The 17397-nt window shown below is 49.8% G+C and carries 18 protein-coding genes and 1 tRNA gene; 10 read left to right on the top strand and 9 right to left on the bottom strand.

What is annotated here, in order from left to right; genetic code table 11:
• Position 1: 1 nt before the first annotated feature.
• Positions 2-2227: an LPS-assembly protein LptD gene (locus tag HPY86_02950; GenBank protein ID NPV13873.1), complete on the top strand. Its 2226-nt coding sequence runs from the start codon at positions 2-4 to the stop codon at positions 2225-2227.
• On the top strand, positions 2224-2817 hold the full coding sequence (maf, locus tag HPY86_02955; protein ID NPV13874.1) for a septum formation protein Maf: 594 nt from the start codon (positions 2224-2226) through the stop codon (positions 2815-2817). The genes HPY86_02950 and maf overlap by 4 nt, the downstream gene beginning before the upstream one ends.
• On the opposite strand, the gene HPY86_02960 is transcribed toward maf, so the two are convergent.
• Positions 2814-3500 (bottom strand): hypothetical protein, encoded by a 687-nt coding sequence (locus HPY86_02960; GenBank protein ID NPV13875.1) that lies wholly within the window; start codon positions 3498-3500, stop codon positions 2814-2816. The two genes, maf and HPY86_02960, sit on opposite strands and share 4 nt — an antisense overlap.
• A gap of 376 nt (positions 3501-3876) precedes the next feature.
• On the opposite strand from HPY86_02960, the gene HPY86_02965 reads away from it, so the two are divergent.
• The gene (locus HPY86_02965; protein NPV13876.1) at positions 3877-4395 is read left to right on the top strand and encodes a hypothetical protein; all 519 of its coding nucleotides are present in this window, start codon (positions 3877-3879) and stop codon (positions 4393-4395) included.
• On the opposite strand, the gene HPY86_02970 is transcribed toward HPY86_02965, so the two are convergent.
• Both HPY86_02970 and HPY86_02975 read right to left on the bottom strand, forming a co-directional pair.
• A complete protein-coding gene (locus tag HPY86_02970) occupies positions 4392-5729 on the bottom strand; it encodes a saccharopine dehydrogenase (protein ID NPV13877.1) in 1338 nt (445 codons plus the stop codon). The two genes, HPY86_02965 and HPY86_02970, sit on opposite strands and share 4 nt — an antisense overlap.
• Positions 5730-5733: 4 nt before the next feature.
• On the bottom strand, positions 5734-7050 hold the full coding sequence (locus HPY86_02975; protein ID NPV13878.1) for a hypothetical protein: 1317 nt from the start codon (positions 7048-7050) through the stop codon (positions 5734-5736).
• A 312-nt stretch (positions 7051-7362) separates the two neighbouring features.
• Between HPY86_02975 and HPY86_02980 the strand changes: the two genes are divergently transcribed.
• The 3 genes from HPY86_02980 (at position 7363) to HPY86_02990 (ending at position 10627) form a co-directional block, all read left to right on the top strand.
• The gene (locus tag HPY86_02980) at positions 7363-7707 is read left to right on the top strand and encodes an RNA-binding protein (protein NPV13879.1); all 345 of its coding nucleotides are present in this window, start codon (positions 7363-7365) and stop codon (positions 7705-7707) included.
• Positions 7708-7780: 73 nt separating this feature from the next.
• Positions 7781-9283: a TldD/PmbA family protein gene (locus tag HPY86_02985; protein NPV13880.1), complete on the top strand. Its 1503-nt coding sequence runs from the start codon at positions 7781-7783 to the stop codon at positions 9281-9283.
• A 3-nt stretch (positions 9284-9286) separates the two neighbouring features.
• Positions 9287-10627 carry a TldD/PmbA family protein gene (locus HPY86_02990; GenBank protein ID NPV13881.1) on the top strand — a complete coding sequence of 447 codons (1341 nt, stop codon included), beginning with the start codon at positions 9287-9289 and terminating at the stop codon, positions 10625-10627.
• On the opposite strand, the gene HPY86_02995 is transcribed toward HPY86_02990, so the two are convergent.
• Both HPY86_02995 and HPY86_03000 read right to left on the bottom strand, forming a co-directional pair.
• The gene (locus HPY86_02995; GenBank protein ID NPV13882.1) at positions 10624-11115 is read right to left on the bottom strand and encodes a hypothetical protein; all 492 of its coding nucleotides are present in this window, start codon (positions 11113-11115) and stop codon (positions 10624-10626) included. The two genes, HPY86_02990 and HPY86_02995, sit on opposite strands and share 4 nt — an antisense overlap.
• Positions 11112-11378 carry a DUF4177 domain-containing protein gene (locus HPY86_03000; protein NPV13883.1) on the bottom strand — a complete coding sequence of 89 codons (267 nt, stop codon included), beginning with the start codon at positions 11376-11378 and terminating at the stop codon, positions 11112-11114. Before HPY86_03000 ends, HPY86_02995 begins: the two co-directional genes overlap by 4 nt.
• 110 nt (positions 11379-11488) lie before the next feature.
• Here HPY86_03000 and HPY86_03005 point away from each other — a divergent pair, with 110 nt between their 5' ends.
• Together HPY86_03005 and HPY86_03010 are read left to right on the top strand one after the other, a co-directional pair.
• Positions 11489-12130: a hypothetical protein gene (locus HPY86_03005; protein NPV13884.1), complete on the top strand. Its 642-nt coding sequence runs from the start codon at positions 11489-11491 to the stop codon at positions 12128-12130.
• Positions 12131-12140: 10 nt separating this feature from the next.
• Positions 12141-12719 (top strand): RNA methyltransferase, encoded by a 579-nt coding sequence (locus tag HPY86_03010; protein NPV13885.1) that lies wholly within the window; start codon positions 12141-12143, stop codon positions 12717-12719.
• Between the two features lie 46 nt (positions 12720-12765).
• Here the strand turns inward: HPY86_03010 and HPY86_03015 are convergent, their stop codons facing one another.
• The 3 genes from HPY86_03015 to HPY86_03025 are packed head-to-tail and all read right to left on the bottom strand — an operon-like array spanning position 12766 to position 15186.
• Positions 12766-13176, bottom strand: a complete 411-nt coding sequence (locus HPY86_03015) for a hypothetical protein (GenBank protein ID NPV13886.1) — start codon at positions 13174-13176, stop codon at positions 12766-12768.
• Positions 13163-14107, bottom strand: a complete 945-nt coding sequence (locus tag HPY86_03020; protein ID NPV13887.1) for an RsmB/NOP family class I SAM-dependent RNA methyltransferase — start codon at positions 14105-14107, stop codon at positions 13163-13165. The genes HPY86_03015 and HPY86_03020 overlap by 14 nt, the downstream gene beginning before the upstream one ends.
• Positions 14104-15186: a DUF763 domain-containing protein gene (locus HPY86_03025; GenBank protein ID NPV13888.1), complete on the bottom strand. Its 1083-nt coding sequence runs from the start codon at positions 15184-15186 to the stop codon at positions 14104-14106. Before HPY86_03025 ends, HPY86_03020 begins: the two co-directional genes overlap by 4 nt.
• A 207-nt stretch (positions 15187-15393) precedes the next feature.
• On the opposite strand from HPY86_03025, the gene HPY86_03030 reads away from it, so the two are divergent.
• Together HPY86_03030 and HPY86_03035 are read left to right on the top strand one after the other, a co-directional pair.
• Positions 15394-15466 (top strand) — tRNA-Ala (locus HPY86_03030).
• Between the two features lie 23 nt (positions 15467-15489).
• Positions 15490-16092: an arginine decarboxylase, pyruvoyl-dependent gene (locus HPY86_03035; protein NPV13889.1), complete on the top strand. Its 603-nt coding sequence runs from the start codon at positions 15490-15492 to the stop codon at positions 16090-16092.
• Here HPY86_03035 and HPY86_03040 read toward each other — a convergent pair.
• The gene (locus HPY86_03040; GenBank protein ID NPV13890.1) at positions 16089-17330 is read right to left on the bottom strand and encodes a SpoIID/LytB domain-containing protein; all 1242 of its coding nucleotides are present in this window, start codon (positions 17328-17330) and stop codon (positions 16089-16091) included. The genes HPY86_03035 and HPY86_03040 overlap by 4 nt on opposite strands.
• Positions 17331-17397: the final 67 nt, after the last annotated feature.

Below are 17397 nucleotides of genomic sequence, written 5' to 3' on the forward strand. Positions count from 1 at the left end.
TATGCTGTGGCTCTTACTGCTTCTGACCCAACTGCCACCCGACTCGCTTGCCTCGCCTTCAGACTCGACCCCAGCAGACATCATCTACTACGGTGGTAACCGCGCCCTTTTCCTTGCCTTAAAAAATCAGGTCGTTTTACTTGACTCTGCCTGGATTCGCTACCGGGATATGTCGGTTTACGCCGACTCCATCAACTATCACATCGACACCAAAATTGTCAGCGCCCATCGCAATGTAAAGTTCCGAACCGCAAGCGAAGAGGTTATCGGTCGCGAACTTTTCTACAATGTTGACACCAGAAAAGGAATGATGCGCCACGCTCGCACTCAGGTGGAAAATGGATATCTTACCGCCCGGGAAGTCTGGTTGGTAAAAGAAAAGGTGCTCAATGCCCGCAGTGCCGATTACACCACCTGTGACCGGGAACACCCCCACTACACATTCTTTGGACCCCGGGTCCGCTTGTTGATGGACGATGTCGCCATTACCCAACCGGTTCTGCTCCGTATAGGTCGCATCCCAATTCTTGCTGCACCGTTCTGGATTGTCCCGGTCGCATCTAAAAGAAAATCAGGCCTGATGCCCTTTAAAGTCGGCAATGCCCGGGACCAGGGTTACTATGCCAAAGGCATCTCCTACTACTGGGTTATCAACGACTATGCCGATGCCACTTTCCTTCTCGACTTAATGACGAAAAAGGGGATTCAACTCCGCACCGAAGGAGTGTACATTGTCGACCCTTATGTTCGCGGCTCAATCCAGGGCTCTTATATCCGGGAAATCTGGGACACCCTGAACCCTGGTCGTCCTCGCTACAGCTTCAACCTTGCCAGCACCGGTAATATAACCCCTGGGACCGATTTCACCATCCAGACCGAACTCATCTCGGACACCGCTTATGCCCCGGATTACGCCGAAGACCGCTTGGACTGGCTCAAACAGGAGGTGTACTCCTACGCTGCCCTGCGCCACCGTTTTCCCGCCCTGGGCCGGCTCAACATCCGGGCAGAACGCCGCACCTACTATATGCGGCACTATCAATACTCTTACCTCCCGGCTGGGTCATTCGCCTTCAACACCCGCACCCTGCCCGGTAACTGGGACTTCTCTCCTGCCCTGAGTTTTTCCCGCCGGGTCGAACAGTACGATTCCAGCGGTATTGACACCCTGTTGCGCCAGCGCCTTACCCCTGGAGTTTCCTTCAATCTCACCAGTCCCGAATACCCGTTTGGCAGGCTTGACATCAGCGACCAGTTTTCAATTACCGATTTTTCACGCCGCTCACTTACCGCAGCACCGTTTTCCTCACGTACCTTCAATCACGAAATCACCCTTGCCACATCTCAGAAAATTCTTGGAACCTTCAACACGGCAGAAGGTATCAACTTCAAGCAGAACGACGACCTGCGGGACACAATACCTCTTGAGCCCGATTACTCTTTCTACCTGACCAGCAGTTTCTCGCTCTACCGGGTATTCGGCTTATCATCATCTACCATTCACGGCATCCTTCACACCGTTACGCCGATGATGCAGTTTAACTACCAACCCCGTGTCACCCCCCGGGGACTGTTTGGCAAGATCGAGTTCACCCAACCGGAAAATGCCCTCTTCATTTTGGGTATCAACAATGGCTTTCAGGCGAAAATCGGCGCAACAAAACAGAAGGTTGACTTCGGCACGGCAAACATCACCACCTCATTTGACCTCATCAACCATCGTTTCACGCCATTTAATGGAAACTTGAGCCTTCGTCCCCTTGCCCTTTTCCCGATTGTTGACTCGGGTCCGGTGCGCAATAACCTGGGACTGTACCTGGACGGTAACATCTCATTTAACCCCGACTCAATGCGTTTTGGCCAGGACTTTTCCGCCTTCACCACTTTTCTCTGGACCCACACAATCACCGACACCTTGCGCCACCGGGAAGATGGCTGGGAATTACGCCTCAATCATACGATTGGCAAAAATGTCCATATGATTACCGGCTCTGTGGCATTCTCCTATGCAGGGTGGCGCCTCGGGCTAAATTCCCTCGGTTACAACATCACCCAGCGTCAGGTTACCGACTACTCAATTACCCTTTGGCGCGACCTCCACTGCTGGGAGGCACTCGTAACCCTTTCCGGTCTCGGGAAACAGTGGCGCTACGACTTTGAAGTGAGAATTAAAAAACTTCCGGATGTCCGATTCGGCAAAAGCACCTTCCGCGCCTTCCTGCCATGAGCAAATTAGCAATTTACCTTGCCTCTACCTCTCCCCGAAGGCGCCAGATTCTACGCCACATCGGCATTAAGTTCCGTTTACTCCGTCCTGATTTTGTTGAACCCGATATTAAAACCAGCAACGCGCCCAAAAAGTTTGCCATCACCTGTGCTCTATTCAAAGCCCTATCCACTCTGCGCCACCACAAATTAAAGTCCGGCGTGGTCATTGGTATGGACACAATCGTTGTTCAGGGAAAACGCATTCTCGATAAACCGGCAACAGTCAGCGAAGCAAGAAAAATACTTAAAATGCTTTCTGGCAAACCGCATTATGTTATTACCGGAATTGCTATTATAAAATTACCTGAAAGAAGAGTAATAACTGGCGCTGAATCAACTCGGGTAACATTTCGGACCTTATCAGCCGAAGAGATAAACCGCTACATTTGTACCTCTGAACCTTATGACAAAGCCGGCGCCTATGCCATACAGGGCAGGGCATCAGTATTCATAGAAAGGGTAAACGGCTGTTATCTGAATGTGATTGGGCTACCGGTACCGCTTCTATTGAAACTGCTGAAACAAATTGAACCAAAAGTAAAATTTTAGGGCGATGTCAGCCGGATTTCGACGCGAAAGTTGGCGTCAACCAGATTACGGCCGTTATCCAGAACCAGATAGTAAACCCCGGTTGTCGGAATGGTGTCGTAAAACGGCCTATTGTCATCGGCAAACCGCTGGATTAAAAATTCCGGTTCTTCCTGGCGCTGCCAGCGCCCAAAATTGTCTTCGTCTAAAAAGAGCAGATACACATTCCGGGTGTCGGACCAGGACTGTCCGCTCAAACGGTAGCCTGCCAGTGCGGTATCGGCGCAAAAGGCATAACTGCGACCCTTTACTGCGCCTTCCCAGTAAGCAAAAACCACCACCCGGGGCTTAACAGAAATAACGAGCGAGTCGCGTGTCTTTCTGCCCTCCTGGTCTGAAACCTCAACGCCGATTATCGCAATCCCGGAAGAGTCCGGAGTCCGCCACTTTACGCTGTCACCTCTAATGTCAAGCAACCGCCCACCTGTACACCACCAATGGAATGTTGCTTCCTCTTTTCGTGCCCCTTCCAGTTCGCACCAGTACCAGGTACTCTCCTGGGCGCTTAAACTTGTTTTTCCTACCAGCGCTTTAATTGTCAGCTCAGGGGAAAAAGTAAAACAACTACCGCCTATTGAGACGACGACAAAAAAAATGGTCAACACCGGTAATAGCCAACGGTAAACGGTTCTAATCGGTATCATCTGCTCTCTGAATTATTCACCATCCTTACCCCCTGTCAAGAAAGCAATCATACCTTTGAACTGTTATCGCACCGCTTCAAAACCAAAAGAGACGCAGTTTATAACATAAATCATTCCCAACGGTTAGACGGATAAAAGCCGGTACCCAATTAAACTGAACCCAGCATCGGGAAAAGTATTAAAGAGCAAGCCCGGGGCATACCCCAAGGCAGTTCCGGGTACCGCACTAAAGGCAACCCGTTAGTCGAGTTCAAACCTATCCGGCATAATCATTTATCGGCACAACACCCGGTTTCTTCAGAAGTTACATAGGGAAACCTAAACAGCGGTCACCGATTAAGGTTGATTTACCGCCTTGGTACATTATCATTGTATTATGCTCAACCCCAGAATCATCGCCCTGCTCAATCTTGCCCAGACCGCAGAAAAGGAGAGTTTGGAGCGCTATCTGGAGTTTGCCTTCCAAACCAAAGACCCGGGTGGAAAAGATATGTTCATCCGGCTGGCAATCGATGAGTACCACCACTGGCAGTTGCTCGAAACCCAACAGCGCTCCCTGAATGAAAACGGAACATTTTCCCGGGTTGAAATCCCGTGTTCTCTTCTTGAGCAACTCATCCCCCACCTTTCCGAAAAAGAACTGCTCATCCGGGGCAAAGAAAAACAGAACGAACTTAACGCCTTACAAACCGCGCTTCAGTTAGAAAGATCGGCGCGTGATTTTTACCACCAAGCCCTTGAGCAAACAACAGCAGTTGAACTCCAGCAATTACTTTTACGCCTCGAGCAGATGGAGCAGGCTCATCTTGAATTGATTCAAGCCGAAATCGACCACATCCAGAAAACCGGTTTCTGGTTCTGGTTTGCCGAGTTTACCCTTGAAGGAAACCCTTAACCAATCTTTCTTACCCGCTCCTGAAACTTGATACCCAGTTTTTCCAGTTCACTAAGCACCGGTTGATAAATCTCGGGCACAACCGGAATCTGCACACCGGTAAGCCGCAGTTGACCCTCAAGAGCCATCTTCACCGCAATCGCCGCCGGTAAACTTACCGTCCGCGCCATCGCCGTATCACCATTGGGCTGACCAAAATCTATCAAAGTGGACTCAATAAACTCACCCGGCTTATCAGGATATGCGACTTCAAACTGGTGCTGCAGCACAATCATATCCTTTTCGCCCGGTTTATAGGACATCCGTTCCAGCATCGCCTTGGCAAGAATATCAAGCGTGGAACCGCGCTCAAGCCCGATTGGTTCATCGCTGAAAAGCCCGAGCCAATCCAATCGTTTCATTACGGGACTGTCAAGGCTCAACCCCAGTTTCTTTGCCACATCCTGCCGCAAATCGCCTTCTTCCGGCACAAAATCTCTTAACCACTGCGCGTAAGTCAGCCTCTTCAGGTCGCTCCACTCCCGGTCGTCTTTGAGTAATCCAAGGTTAACAAGCGCCTGCATCGTATCACACCAGCCCGTATTCCGGAATGTCGCCCGCAGCATCGTCTTTATTCCCTTAAGCCCGTAAAGTTCAATGTAGGGCAAAGAGTTACGATTGGGATAAGCCTCAAGCTCTCCCAGCCCTTCAACCACCGTCTTCCAGTAAGAAGAAAAAAGCTGGCTGCTGGGAATAAAAACCTCTTTGCCATCCTTTAAAAAACGGGCATCGTTACGTCCTGCCATTAACACCCCCTTAGGGCTCCAGGAAAACTTGTAGCCCAGAGGGTTGTCATTGGCATCCGGTGCCGGCAGACCGCCACAGGAAGAGACAAAACTTACGACCTTGCCCCCTTCGTTTTTAACCCGGTCGATAATCGCCATCGCCGACATATGGTCAATTCCCGGGTCCAGTCCGATTTCGTTTAAGAAAAGTAAGCCGGCTTTTGCGGCAGGCTCTGAGAACTGGCGCATCGCATCGCCAACATAGGAGGTCGTAACTAAATGTTTTTTCAGGTCCAGACAGTGCCTTGCGACTTTTGCATGATAAATATATGGCAAAAGGCTTACCACGACATCAGCATCGGCCATCAATCGGTGTAACTCAGGCTCGTCATCCACCAAGAGTGGCACCGCCTTGCCCTTCGGATGCCCGGCAATCAAATCCTGCGCCTTGCTTACGGTCCGGGTCGCCACCACGGTTTCAACACCAGGCAACTCCAATAGATAACGGACCATCGGTCTGGAAACAAGACCGGCACCAAGGATTAATACACGCTTATTGCTCTTTGCCATAAAATTATCCCCTTTCTTTCACAAATTCCTCAAGATACTTATAGTTCGGTGTTAACACCCCTTTATGGAGAATCAGTGCCCGTTGTAAAGGTCCTGGCAACACCAGCCGTTCTAACTCAACCTGAAAATCGGTACTGGCAAGTACCGGAATAAATGGCAGCAATGCTTCACCAAACTCCCGGGAAGCATCCGACGCCAGTTCGCAGGGCAGATTGTCAACCGCCATTATTACAATCCCCTGCCCCTCTAAACCATCGGTGACCATTCCGGTCAAAGGGTCGCAAACAAAAAATGGCGCACCCGGGTCGGTGGTTTTTACCGTGATTTCAATTGAACCCTCAATGTCACAGGAGATATCACCGATAATCAGCAATTTGAATCGGTCGGGCTGAAAGTTTTCCCTCAAATACTCTTTTGTCACCAGCCGTGGATAACGACTGTCCCAGTAAATACAATTGACCAGAACCGAAAGATAGGGTAGGTACTGTTCAAATTTTGCCCGATACCGCTCGGGATGATTGAAATATTGATTCAGGTCAAACTTCTCCTCCGGGTTTTTCGGCTCAACCGTATCCTCCTCTTTGAAAACTACCTGATAAATCTGGTCTTTTTTCCCTTCTTTGAGCAAAGCCGGTAAATCCGCCGGAGTCACTAATGTTGTTCCCAGTGCCATTAAAATCTCACCCGCACCGCGGGCAACATTACCGTAGCCGGTAACGCCAATAACCAGTGGCACCAGCTCTTCTGGTAAACCATTGCGCCGCACCGCTTCTCCAATTTGGGCAATCGCCTCCTTTGCCTTATCAACCCGGCGGTACTCGTGCGCCAGTTTTGCCTCCTGAAAAGGCGTTTCCCAGCCCAGGACCTTCAACCTTTGACCCAAACCGGCAATGGTATCTATCATTCCGGCAATCCCGGCAAATCGGCCAAAGAAAACCAGCCTTTTCCCCTGCTCATCGGTAATCTTTTCATAATCCAGCAACGAACAACCCAACTCCATCATTCGCTTCAACATCTTCATATTGTGGGGCTGACCCTTAATCACATGGGCGAAAAACATATAAGTTCCCTGCGGTCGGAAAAAATTGACGGGCATCTCTTTGACACCGAGCACAATCGGACAATCGGCAACATCCTCCCGCACCTCTGCTCCCGCCTGCCGAAACTCCTCATCTGAGAAAATCCGAATCGGCGAACTCTGAACCGCAAACCTCAGCCCGTGTTCAACAATCAACTGGCGCAGCTGGTCCGGTGTCAACGGCACGCGCCGCTCCCAGATGTTTTTATCTTCTCGCCTGATACCGATTACATTCCTTGTCATAATAAGTCTTATATTTTAATAAAAAGCCATTCCAAGTCAAAATATAAAATCGATACTAACCCGGCAAAAGATAAATGGTGCGGGACGCCTCGATTTATCCTGACCAATTTCCTTGACTTTTACTATGCCTTGGTTATTATATTATTGTCGATTGAAAACGGGTTCTCAATCGGCGGGAAAAAGTAGTAACCCGAAGAAAAACAGGCTTGGAACCGTTCAGTTCCGGGTAAGAGCACAGCAAGATTAGATATCACCTTGTGCGAACCCACCTTTTGAACGATTCTCAAGCGAAAACATAACAGGAGGATAGTTATGACAAGGCGCTTGTTCGTGGGCAATCTGCCCTTCAGCGCAACCGAAACTCAGTTAAGAGACCTTTTCGGTCAACATGGCGAAGTGGTTTCGGTGAATATCGTGACCGACCGTTTTACTAATCGTCCCCGTGGGTTCGCCTTCGTGGAGATGGGTACGGACGAAGCGGCTCAAGCCGCTATCGCCGGCCTGAACGGCTATACGCTTGAAGACCGGGCGTTGAATGTAAATGAGGCGCGGGAGCGGACCGAAAGCCGTGGTGGCTTCGGTGGACGCCCTCAGCGTGGTCAGCGTCGAGGCGGTCGCAGCGGAAACAGCGGTGGTTTTTCCAACCGGCGCTGGTAAACGATAGACTAAATACCAAGCGGGCTCAACACTGAGCCCGCTTGACTTTTATATAGGTTTTCTATACTAAACTATGGCTCCACGACTTAACGATGAAACAAAAATCAGGCGGTTAACCGCTGAGGTTTTGCGCTACGCCGCCCAGAAAGTAGAATATGCCGACCTGCTCTATGAAAGGTTGTTGCGGATAGAACTCCAAAAACTTCCCGACCGTGTAATTCAAAAACCGTTCAATGCTAAAGCCCGGGTACAACTGCGCCTCCTGGACGACGGGAAAAAAGTTGAACTAAAAGTCGGGACACTTGAACTGGCATCACTTAAACAGGCAGTTGACGACGGTGTAAAACTCCTGAAACTTACGCCCGCGCCCCCAAAACCGGTATGCCTTGCTCCCATTCCCAATCCGGGCAAAATCCACTACGGTGCTCCCGCCCCCAAAGCATTTCCTGCCGCCCGGATTTTCGCTGCGATTATTGACGGGGTGGAAAGCATCGCTCGTAAGATTGAGCACCAGCATCCGGGAATGGAATTGAAACCGGAATTCTGGTTTTTCTCGCAGCGCGAGGAGAAGGTTATTGCCGACACCGACGGCGTTTTTAAAACTCAGGTTATGCCCCGAACATTCTTTCAACTTTTTACCCGGGTAAAAGGTCCGGATGGAAAAATGACCCAGACTCGAGCCAGGTTGGGTAATCCCCTGCCTAACTCTTTTATTGTTGAACCTGGCAAAAACGGATTTCACCTCAGCCGCCTTGCCGCACGACACATCCGGGAATGGATGGAAAAGACGGTTGAGTTGCAGAACGCTGTAACCCTATCGCCCGAAGAAATTAACTCTCTTACCCACTTAGTATTACACTATACTACCCTCGGCGTCTTCGTTCACGAAGCACTGGGACATAACTTTGAAGCCGACATCGTCAAAGCCGGTGGTTCCGGAATAATTGACCAGGAGGGAAAACCGAAAGGGATGGTAGCGGCTGAAGATGTGAACATCTTAGACGGACCACTACCGGATAAATTTGACCAGGGGTTTGGTACCGAATTTATCGATGATGAAGGAGTCGAAGTCCAGACCAAACTCCTTGCCGAACATGGTGTTGCTCAGGGAATGATATTAAATCGGGAAACCGCGGCTTATTTCGGATTACCCCCTAACGGTGGCGCATTTAGCGAACTGGGTGACCGCAGAATTCCCCGGATGTCAAACACCTTCGTTATGCCCGCCTCTAAGCGCAACTGGCATAAAAAACTTGAGGAACTTATCAGCGACATTCCCCGGGGCATAATCCTCATTGGAACATCAGGTGGTGCCGTATCCAAAGATGGCATGTCTTCCTCGGTACTTATCGGCTATCTTGTTGAAAACGGTAAAATTACCAAAACGGTCAAACCTTCCAACTTTTCTGCCAAAACCCTTTATGCCTTGCGGTATGTTGATGGGTTTGCCGGACCAATTTCAATCGACGATGTCGGTTTCTGTGGAAAAGGACAAACGAAATATGTCGGGGACGGAGGACCAATGTGGACGAGGATAAAAAATAACGAGTTTGTTAGCCTTTCGGTTCAGGGGTAATGTATGGAACTACTCAAATTCAATGAAAAAGTAGCAAAACTGGCAAGAAAGTTAAAACTGGACGATTGTGAACTACTTGTCACCAACAGCCGGGTCCTCAGTGCCCGGATTGAAAATAAAGAAATCACCCTCGAGTTGAAAGAAGACATCTTCGCCGCCGGTCTCCGCATCCTCAAAAGAGGTAAAATCAGCTATGTCCCGATAACTGAACCAAATTTTGACCTTCTGGAACGTGGTATCACAACCGCACTCGTCAAAGCCGCACCTTCTCCTCTGCCATCATTTGCCATAATTGATAACCTGTCCGATGGGCTTTTAAATTTTGACCCGGTGGTTGCCAATCTTTTCAACTCACCGGGTAAAGTACAGGAAATCGCCCGCGAACTTGTCAGCCGAGCTTTCGCCACCGGTAAAATCGAAACGATTGAAGGTGCAATTCAGGTTGAAATTGAACAGCGACTGGTTTCCACCTTACACAGCCCTGATGTCGCTTATGCTGAACGCACCGGTTTTTCTGCTTTTGCCGAAGTGAACTCAAAAGATTTTGACTTTGTAGCAGGAAGAAAGTCTCCTGAAGTAATGGAACAGGTAATCGAACTGGGCGCCCGCGTTGCCCGCAGTTTATCCGACCGGCAAACCAATCCCGAACAGGAAAATATGCGAGGCAAAAAGGTACCGGTAATTCTGCATCCGGTGATGCTTGAAGAGCTCATCCGCCGGCTGGTCGCCGAACATCTTTATGCCTCAACGGTGCAAGAAGGGATGTCGCGCTTGCGGCTTGGTGAACGCGTTGCCCCCGAACAGTTTACACTGTGGGACGACGCGACCGCTCCCTATGATGGCAACACCTTCCCCACCGACGATGAAGGCACCGCCAGCCGGAAAAACCTGATAATTGAAAATGGCATCTTGAAGATGTACCTTTATGACCGAACAACCGCGTTTAAAGATGGGGTCGAATCAACCGGCAATGGCAAAAGACGACCAGTACTGATCGAAGAGGAACATGAAGCACCGGTCCGCTGCACCATCAATGACATTTACCTCGCTCCGGGAAATCAGTCGCTCGATGAAATGGTGAAATCAATTAAACATGGGTTGCTCGTAAAAATGCTACTTGGCTTCCATACCGCGAACCGAACAACTGGTGACTTCACAAACCCACTTTACTTTGGCCAAGTAATAAGAGATGGCGAAATTGTCGCACTCCCGGAACCCGGACGCTGGGCGCTCAAAGGAAACGCCCTTGACTGTCTTAAAACGGTTCAGGCGATTAGCCGTGAAACCAAACCGACCGGCTCGGGAATTCTACCCTGGGTAAAGACGGAACTGACCGTCGCTTAAATGTTGTTGTAGCGAGCGATTCGCAATATCCCCAGCAACTCGCGGAAGGCGCCAAAGTAAAGTACCTGGGTTGCCATCCAGGAACGGTGTACCGCCTCAACCACCTGAGGTCGACTTGCATCGTAAGCGACAATAAGGGTCCGCAGCACAGCGTGCCCGAACACCATACCACAAACAATCCCCAGTAAAAGACCGATGAAATGGTTGAACACACCAAAGCCGAACTCGAAAAGCTGGTTCAATCCGCTGGCAAGTAACAATGCCAACACCGATAAAATGACAAAAATGCCAATAAAACAGACCGCCGGGGCAAGACCGATTATTTGATGAATGGGAATAAAAAGCCGCACCGTGGCAACCAGTGCTCCGATAAAAAGGGCCGTTTCATAGAGAACGAGCGAAAAATCCCTTGTTGCCCTGAGAAATTGAATTGCGGCACCGGTCGCAACAACCCCAATCGTCATTATGTCAATCCAGTTGAACCTCATCCTGCCGAATCGGTTTCTCGCTCAACTAAAGGTCTTTTAAAAAACAGAACCGCCCGGGTTATTATTCCGCTGTGTTCCGACCCGTTAACCGTTGCCACCAGTTCCCACCCTTCTCGTCCTAAATCATTGACATATGCTTCAACCCCCTCCATCGTATCCCGCGGCTTCTTTTCACCCGGCACCTGTACACCCCAGCGTGCCATTTTCAATATCGGACTCAGGTTGATATCAATCTGTAAAAACTTGTATTCCCATTTTGTCATCTTTCAACTCCTTTCTTCTTTAATCCTAATCTGGTAAAATAGCCAGTCAAGGATAACCGGTACCAACTACAGGCTTGACTCCCCTCCTTCTGTGCCGTAATATCCAGACTATGTCTCGTCCCAAGCAACCAGAACCGGATTGGGGTAAAATTACCCAGCGCTATCTCCCCGCTCTGACGCGCACTGCCTCCCGCGTTGTCGCTTTAGGCTGGGCAGAAAAAAATGCGGGGAATTTTTCAATCAGAATCGAAGACTATTTGCTGACCAAAATCACCGGTGGCTCAATGCAACAAGTCGCCCGTGAACCGCGCTCTTCCATCTGTATTGTTCAACCCCAAAAAGTTGGCTGGCGCTATCGGGTATTACCCTCCGGGGTCAAACCAACAAAAGAACTACCAACTCACATCCTGGGACAGCGCATCCTGAAAAGGTTTCGCCCTGCAGAAATAGTGCTTTTCCACACCCATCCCTCAGATATCGTGCGTTTGACCACACTCTTTCCTCAACCCCGAACCCTGCTCCGGAAACTAACTCCATTCATAAAAAATTTTCCAGACGTAGTTACCGCGCTTCCCTTTCTTAAACCCGGCTCACATTCTCTGGCGCGCGCCACCGCCCGAGCATTAAAAAACTACCGTTTAATAATCTGGGTCAATCACGGCGTCATCGCCTCGGGCAAAACGCTGCAGGAAACATTGCGGTTAATCCAGCAACTCAACGCTGTGGCTCAAAAAATTCTTTGCCAACGATAGGACCGCGAATTTGAAAACACCGCGTTTCCCAAAACACCTGCCTGCACCGGATGGCATCGAAACATTTTACGAAGTTCGCTCCCGCGATTCGCACCTTCCACCTGAACAGTTTGCCCGGCTTCCCCGACATCCGATTTACATTATCCTTGACAACCTCCGTAGTGCCTTCAATGTCGGCGCTATCTTCCGACTCGCTGATGTTACCCGCGCCCGGGAAATTCTGCTCTGCGGCTACACCGCACATCCTCCGCATAAAAAACTGGAGCAAACCGCTTTGGGTACAACCAATTCCGTGCCCTGGCGTTGGTTTCAAAACACCGTTAACGCCGTCCTGGAGCTGAAGAAAAACGGGGTGCAAATTGTCGCCCTGGAAACGGTTACCGGCGCCCCCTCTTTTCATCGTTTCACCTACCAATTTCCCGTCGGTATCGTTCTCGGCAACGAAGCACTGGGTGTTTCTCAGCAAGTCTTGGAGCTTTGTGATGGTATTGTCGACATCCCGGTTTTGGGCTATAAGAATTCGCTTAATGTCGCAACCGCTGCGGCGGTTGTCCTCTACGAACTGCTTCGGCAGGGCAACTGGATTTAATCAACCGGCTCAGCCCCAACTCTTCCCATTTTACTCGTTAACTTATTTATTCAACCGGTCTAACCTTAGGAATGTGTGACTTCAAAACCGGCTTCTTATAAAGTCCTACGCCCAGTACAAAACCCTGCCAGACAATAAGCACAAACCCATTCTCCACCCCGGCGTCAATTTCAATAGAACTGCCGTTGATCAGACCTTTTGCCTGCTCATCGTTAACCTCAATTAGATTTTTCTGAGCCGATTTCCCTAAAATCTGCATCGCAAAAGTGGTCGGTTTAACCGAATGAGGAAATAAGCGACAGAGCCGTATCCCCCGGCGTAACGGCTTCAACCTATCAAACTGCATCACTTCTGAAGTCCCGGCAAAAATTGTCTCCTGTTCTTTTATAAGTTCCAGACCTTCCAGCCAGTTAGCCGACAATCCAAACCTCAACCGCAAAAAATCAATCTGCTCCATTTACTGGCTTCCTGATTAGGGCAACAAAAAAAGCTTCGGTGTCGTTATCCTGGGGTAAAATCCGGCAACACCGTTTTACCACTTCAGGAAAAATTTCACCTTCCCATTCCGTTAGTGCCGGTCGTGTTACAAACCCTGGTAGTTCAAACGGCACAATCTCGGCATCAGGATATCGTTTGAGCAACGCTGCTACCACCGATTCATTCTCCTCCGGCGCAATCGTACAGGTAGAATAAACCATCACGCCCCCGGGTTTCAAAGCCTGATAACCGGCACGTATCAAACCCCGCTGGAGTGTTGAAAACCGTTGAATCGCTTTTATGGACCAGCGGTTCAACGCCTCGCGGGTTTTACGGATTGTTCCTTCCGACGAACACGGCGCATCGACCAGAACGCGGTCAAAGAAATTAGAAACCCTCTTTGCGATAGTTAGCCCATTGGTACGGCAAACCGCAACATTCAAACATCCCATCCGGTCAATGTTACCGATCAAACCGCGCACCCGGTCTAACGAAATATCATTGGCAACAATCAAGCCCGTATTGTTCATCATTGCTGCCATCTGCGTTGTTTTGGAACCCGGTGCCGCTGCAACATCAAGAATCCGCTCCCCGGGTTTCGGGTCAAGCACAAGTGCCGGTATCATCGAAGCCGCATCCTGAATATAAATCAACCCGATAAAGTGGCTGATTGTCTTACCCAGACCTTCTCCTTTTCGGGCGACAAAACCAAAAGGATAATAAGGCAGGGGTTCGGGCTGAAAATCGGTTAAAAGCGGCAGGACCTTATCCGGTGTCGCCTTCAAGTTGTTAACCCGGAAAACCGTGGGCAAAGGGGTAGCCATCGTTTCAAGGAAAATATCAAAATCCGGTATAAACTTTGAGTAACGGTAAATAAACTCCTGTGGAAAAAGACGCCTGAGCTCCTTCATCGTTCAGCTGTTGAAACAGCCCCGGACCATTGCTCAAGCCGTTTTAGCGCGGCAAGTTTCTCACCCCGCCCCAGTTTTGCCTCCTTGATTCCATTTTCGAGCAAGGAAATAGTGCGGTCATAATCACGGCGGTTGACCGGATAGGGATAACCATCCTTACCACCATGGGCAAACGAGTAAGTTACCGGGTCCCGAAAAGAAAGTGGTGCCCCATAAACCACCTCAGCCACCAGCGCCAGCGCTCGCACCGTTTTCGGTCCAACCCCAGGTGTAAGTAAAAATTGGGCAAAATCTGCTGGCGGCTTTTCATAGGTACTCACCAGCACCTTTTTCAAATAGGTGGGACTGATGTCCGAATCAAGAATCGGATGCTGCTCCGGCATTTTCAGCCGGGTAACATCCTTCAGGGTCTTTTCCGGAACATCCTTTGCCAGTTCCACCACCACCTGTCTTGCCTTTTCCGCCTCGTGGGCAACCATATTCAACACCGCACCCGCTCGTGCTCCAGTAATCGCCTTATGGGGCTCGTTTACAAAACTTTCCAGACCCTCTGAATACCAGTGATACCTTCGTGCCCAGCGCGTTGTTGCATTCATCCCCTGTTGCACTATCGCCCACTTCCCATCCCTGGTGCTGATGAACATATGGTGGTAAATCTGAAAACCATCCTGCAAGCCGCTGGAATCAACTTTAGCAACCAGACGACTGGTCTGGGTTAAAATCGTCCCATTGACTCCAAACCGTTCGGCATAAAAATTAATCTCCTCTGGTGTCCGGCGCGCTGCCCTGCCCTTTCCACCGCAGACAAAAAATCCCAAATCGTGCTCTAAACCTTTAATCCCTTCCTTCAGGGCACCACAAACTGTTGTTGTCAAACCCGAAGAGTGCCAGTCAAATCCGGCAACACAACCGAGGCTCTGAAACCAAACTGGGTCTGAGAACCGACGCAAAACCTCTTCTGTCCCGAACTCGGCTACGATAACTTCCACAACCGCCCGTACCAACCGCTTCATTCTTTCAAAAAGCCAGGCTGGTGCCGAGCCATAATGCAAAGGCAAATCGACAATGCCGCGCCGCATAAACTGATTGTATGTCGAAACCGTTTCAGGTCAAGAGACCGGGTTTGCCCTAAACTCATCTATTGACAAATGCCGGCGCTTGCTTACAATTCATTCGGCAGTGAACCGAATAACTTTTCAATCCGGACCGGCACAGGCAGTTGCCGGCGGTTCGGGGTTCAAACGGAGCATGTTGCCTTGAATACGGCACATGCAATAAAAGTACTTGGGGCAGTAGCTCAGTTGGGAGAGCGCCAGAATCGCACTCTGGAGGTCGCCAGTTCAAATCTGGTCTGCTCCACTTTTTTCTTTTAAGGAGGGTAGATGGTCATCTTGCCTCGTTATGTATTTCTCACCAAAGGGGTTGGTGTTCATCGGGAGCGTCTTGCCAGTTTTGAGGCGGCATTGCGCGATGCGGGCATCGCTCCTTTTAATCTGGTTCGGGTCTCTTCAATCTTCCCCCCATACTGTCGCATCATTTCACGCACGCGCGGTTTGAATCTGTTGAAACCGGGCCAGGTGCTGTTTGTAGTTATCAGTGATAACGCCACTAATGAACCGCACCGGCTCATCGCCGCATCTATCGGTATCGCTATCCCCAAGGACCCATCGCGCTACGGTTACCTCTCAGAATACCACTCTTTCGGCGAGCGAGAAGAAAAAGCCGGCGATTATGCCGAAGACCTTGCCGCGCAGATGCTTGCCACCACCCTGGGCGTACCGTTTGACCCGGACCTCAGTTACGACAAACGGAAAGAGGTGTGGAAAATCGCCAAAGAGATTGTCCGCACCCAGAACATCACCCAGAGCGCCATCGGCAATAAAAATGGCTTATGGACAACGGTTGTTGCCGCCGCTGTGTTCGTTACCGATGTACCGGAAGATAAGGAAACCGAGACCGAATCTTCGGCCCAACCCCGGGGTTAATACACCTTTTTAATTCGCAACGCCGGATAGTAATGGCTTAAAATCTGGTGGTAGCGGTATCCCTTAAGCGCCATGGCAATCGCCCCATCCTGACACAAGCCAACCCCATGGCCCCAGCCTCGACCTTCAAATGTAAAACGGCGGGCTGAAAGTTTCATTTGAAAATATGTGGATTTCAGACCAAGCGCAAGCCGGAATTGACTGCCACCGACTGCAATCTCACCCCGGTCAGTTTGGAATCGGACCCTTGTAACTCTTTTTTTCAGTCGGTCTTTCTCCAGTCTAAAACCGCGCACTTGGGGTTTGGTTTTCCAACCCTTTAATTGCATTAATACCAATTCTACACTGTCTTGAGGCACACTCTGACGCCAGAAATAGTTTTTACTCGAAGCACAAAATGGCTGTACCCCAGCTCGATTTCCCGGAGTGTCGTAAACTGACCGGAGGTAAGGTTCTGAACCATCGGCAGTAACCCCGCCACAATTCCCGTGATAAAGTGCTACCGCGACCTCGTCGTTAAACATCAGCACCTCACCCTTTGTCTCATCAACCGCCTTGTTTCCAAGACCAACCTCCCTATCCGCCCCTTGATACTCCTGGTCCCGGAGATAACTGTCGTAAAGTTCATAACCCAGTCCGCGTCGCATTTTTAGCCGGGTTAGCGTAAAACTACGGGCGGCAACCGCCTGGGCTTTTACCGCTTCAAATGTCTCAGGCTTAATCGGTCCAATTTCTGCCGGTATTACACCATACAGATACTGCTCAACTGTCAGTCTGTTCACGACCACCATACCGGTATCAGGAATGATAAACGCCCGAATTTCACCTCGATACCTTCTGCCTTCAACATCAATCAGTCCGGTGCTGGAAAAAACCACTGTGTCATTGGTACTTTGCCATAGTGTCGGTGCCCCACGGTAACTTTTCCCATCAATCAACTTCACCGCAATCCGATCGCCCTCCTGGTCCAGCACAACAACCTTTTCCTGAGTAACTTCATACCGTAAACCATTTGTTATTATCAGCAACCCTTGCGCCCCTTTCAGTTTTACGCTGTCTTGTCCAACACTCAATCGCACCCGAACAAAAATCTCCTTGTCCGAAAACAAACGGTGTCGCGTGGGCGTTGAGTAATGGTAACAGGCTATAAAAATTACCAGACTTAGTACGGTAAAACCTCCAACCCCAATCACTTTAACCGGACGAAAAAACCCGATGGAAACTTGCTTTACCGCCATCGCCACCAATTTAACTTCAATCGCTGTGATGTCAAAGATTTGCTAACTGGACAATAACACCAGATTT

The sequence above is a fragment of the candidate division WOR-3 bacterium genome, from assembly GCA_013177935.1.
In the GTDB taxonomy this organism is placed as follows: domain Bacteria; phylum Hydrothermota; class Tepidihabitantia; order Tepidihabitantales; family Tepidihabitantaceae; genus Tepidihabitans.